A 3,468-nucleotide genomic window follows, 5' to 3' on the forward strand; every position below is an offset into this window, starting at 1 on the left:
CTGCCGGAGCCGGCTGCGCAGGAGGCCGGCCTGTTCGGGATACATCCGGCCCTGCTGGACGCAGCCCGACACCCAACGTTGCTCGAGGCCAAGCAGTCCGACGGCGACGGTATCGACGAGGGTTTGCGGTTGCCGTACTCGTGGTCCGGCGTGTCGTTGTTCGCTGCTGGAGCCGAGGTGTTGCGGGTCCGGTTGACGCAGGCAGGCGACGACGGGGTGGCGCTGGCGGTGGCCGACGGGACCGGTATGCCGGTGGCGACGGTGGAATCGCTGGTGCTCCGTCCGGTCACCGACGAACAACTGAATATCGCGGGTGGTGTAGTTCCGACGTTCGGTGACCGTCTGTTCGAGGTCGACTGGGTTGCGCCGACCGGTGTCAGGTCGGTGCCGGCTGAGGCGCGGTGGGCGGTGCTCGGTCCGGACGGGTCGGGGTTGGTCGGGTCGGGGGTGCAGCAGTATCCAGACTTGGCAGCGTTGCGGCAGGCGGTCGTTGATGGCGCTCCGGTGCCTGATCTGGTGTTGGCCGCTGACATCCCGGTGTCTGCTGATGGTGAGGTCGGTGTGCGGGTGCGGGCGGTGACGGGTTGGGTGTTGGAGTTGGTGCAGTCGTGGCTGGCTGATGACCGGTTGGGCGCGGCCCGGCTGGTCGTCCTGACCCGGAACGGGGTCGCCGTCAACGCTGGCGATGCTGTTGATGTGGTGCAGGCTCCGGTGTGGGGGTTGGTGCGTGCGGCGCAGTCAGAGAACCCAGATCGGATCGTGTTGGTGGATGTGGACGATCGTCCGGCGTCGCGGCGGGTGTTGCCGACGCTGTTGGGTGGGGACGAGCCGCAGCTGGCGATCCGTGACGGTAGTGCCGTCGCTCCCCGGCTGGTGCGGACCGGACTGGCACCGGACGTCAGCGCTGGTTTCGGTGCCGGGTCGGTGTTGGTGACCGGCGGGACCGGGGGTATCGGGGCGTTGGTGGCCCGGCACCTGGTGCTCCAGCACGGGGTGCGGCATCTGGTGCTGACCAGCCGCCGCGGTCTGGAAGCACCGGGTGCGGCGCAGCTGCAGGAGGAACTGTCCGGGTTGGGCGCGCAGGTGCGGGTCGTGGCGTGTGACGTCGCCGACCGGGACGCGGTCGCCGCGTTGCTGGCCGAGGTGGTGCGGGATCGGCCGTTGACGGCGGTGGTGCATGCGGCTGGGGTGTTGGACGACGGGGTGGTCTCGGCGCTGACGCCGGAGCGGGTTGACGTGGTGTTGCGGCCGAAGGCTGACGGGGCGTGGCATCTGCACGAGCTGACCCAGGGTATGGACCTGTCGGCGTTTGTGTTGTTCTCTTCGGTGGCGGGGACGCTGGGGTCTGCTGGTCAGGGGAACTATGCCGCGGCGAATGCGTTCCTGGACGGGTTGGCGCAGGCTCGTCGGGCGGCGGGTCTGCCCGGGGTGTCGTTGGCGTGGGGGTTGTGGCAGCAGGCCAGCGGGATGACCGGTCATCTCAGCGAGGCGGATCTGGCGCGGATGAGCCGGTCGGGCGTGACGGCGTTGACCGCGCAGCAGGGTCTGGAACTGTTCGACGCCGCGGTACGGGCCGGGCTGTCCGCACCAGCGAACCTGGTCCCGGTACTGCTGGATGTCAAAGCTCTGCGTGGGACGGTCTCGGTTCCCTCGCTGCTGCGTGCTTTGGTGCGGCGCTCTGCCCGCCGCCAGGTGGCCGCCGCTTCCGGGGGTGAGTCGGCGTTGTCCCGGCGGCTGTCCGGGGTGCCGGCAGCGGAGCGGCAGGCGGTGGTCCTGGACGTGCTCCGAGGCGAGATCGCCGCAGTGCTGGGTCATGCCACCGCGGCCGCCGTGGACCCGGACCGGGCGTTCACCGAGGCCGGGTTCGACTCGCTGACCGCGGTGGAGCTGCGTAACCGGCTGGGGGCCTTCACAGGACAGCGGCTGCCGGCAACCTTGGTGTTCGACCACCCGACCCCTGCCGCGCTGGCCGCCTACCTGACCAAGCAGGTCGATGGGACGGCCGACGGCGGCTCGGTGTCCGCCGAGCTTGATCGTCTCGAAGCTCTCATGTCGGCCGCGGACCCGGCGGATCTTTCGGGCATCGCGGTACGGCTTCAAGCCCTCCTGGCCAAGATCGGCCAAGGGCCGAAAACGTCGGGTGTGGACGCCGTGAACGTCACGGAGAGACTCGAGTCGGCCACCGATGACGAGATCTTCGGCTTCATCGACAACGAACTGAGCTAGCGCCGCATCAGACGGAGTTGATCCGTCTGCAGTATGCCCGCAGCCCGCAAGATCACTTCACGCTCGAACGGAAGATCTCATGGCGAACGAAGACAAGCTCCGCAGCTATCTCAAGCGTGTGAGCGGCGATCTGCATGAAGCTCGTGCGCGGTTGCGTGCTGTCGATGAGAGTGCGCATGAGCCGATCGCGATCGTGGGGATGGCGTGTCGGCTGCCGGGGGGTGTGCGCTCCCCGGAAGGGCTGTGGGAACTGGTCGCGTCGGGCGCTGATGGGATCTCGGAGTGGCCGGCTGACCGGGGCTGGGATCTGGAGCATCTGTACGACCCCGACCCGGATCAGTTGGGGACGAGCTATGTGCGCGAAGGCGGGTTCCTGCATGACGCTGCGGACTTTGATGCCGGGTTCTTCCGGATCAGTCCGCGTGAGGCGTTGGCGATGGATCCGCAGCAGCGGCTGCTGTTGGAGACGGCCTGGGAGGTGTTCGAGCGGGCGGGTATCGACCCCGGCTCGCTGAAGGGTACGGACACCGGGGTGTTCGCCGGCACCAACTATCAGGGCTATACCGAGCTGCTGTTGGACCGCGGGCAGAGCCTTGAGGGGCATCGGCTTACCGGCGCTGCGGCGAGTGTTCTGTCGGGTCGTTTGGCGTACACCTTCGGGTTGGAGGGGCCGGCGGTGACGGTGGACACGGCGTGTTCGTCGTCGCTGGTGGCGTTGCATCTGGCGTGTCAGTCGTTGCGGCAGGGCGAGAGCTCGCTCGCGTTGGCCGGCGGTGTGACCGTGTTGGCGTCACCGATGGTGTTCATTGAGTTCAGTCGGCAGCGCGGTTTGGCCGTCGACGGTCGCTGTAAATCCTTTGCTGGGGCCGCGGATGGTACGGGGTGGAGTGAGGGTGTCGGGTTGCTGCTGTTGGAGCGGCTCTCCGACGCGCAGCGGCTGGGGCACCCGGTGCTGGCGGTGGTGCGTGGCAGTGCGGTGAATCAGGACGGTGCGAGTAATGGTTTGACCGCGCCGAACGGTCCGTCGCAGCGGCGGGTGATCCGGCAGGCGTTGGCGAACGCGCGTCTGTCGCCTGGTGAGGTGGATGCGGTGGAGGCGCATGGCACCGGGACGGTGTTGGGTGACCCGATCGAGGCGCAGGCGTTGTTGGAGGTGTACGGGCAGGAGCGGGCCGGTCGTGAGCCGGTGTGGTTGGGGTCAGTGAAGTCGAACATCGGTCACACCCAGGCCGCGGCTGGCGT

The 3,468-nt window shown here is 68.4% G+C and carries 2 protein-coding genes; both read left to right on the plus strand.

All coding sequences use genetic code 11. From position 1 onward, the window contains the following. On the plus strand, positions 1-2,226 hold a 2,226-nt coding region (locus tag ACFPIJ_RS45145), incomplete at its 5' end, for a type I polyketide synthase (protein WP_380125436.1). Between the two features lie 118 nt (positions 2,227-2,344). Then, positions 2,345-3,468 (plus strand): beta-ketoacyl synthase N-terminal-like domain-containing protein (locus ACFPIJ_RS45150; protein ID WP_417323610.1); only part of this gene is annotated, 1,124 nt, incomplete at its 3' end.

The organism is Dactylosporangium cerinum (genome assembly GCF_042653625.1).
GTDB classification, from domain to species: Bacteria; Actinomycetota; Actinomycetes; order Mycobacteriales; family Micromonosporaceae; genus Dactylosporangium; species Dactylosporangium cerinum.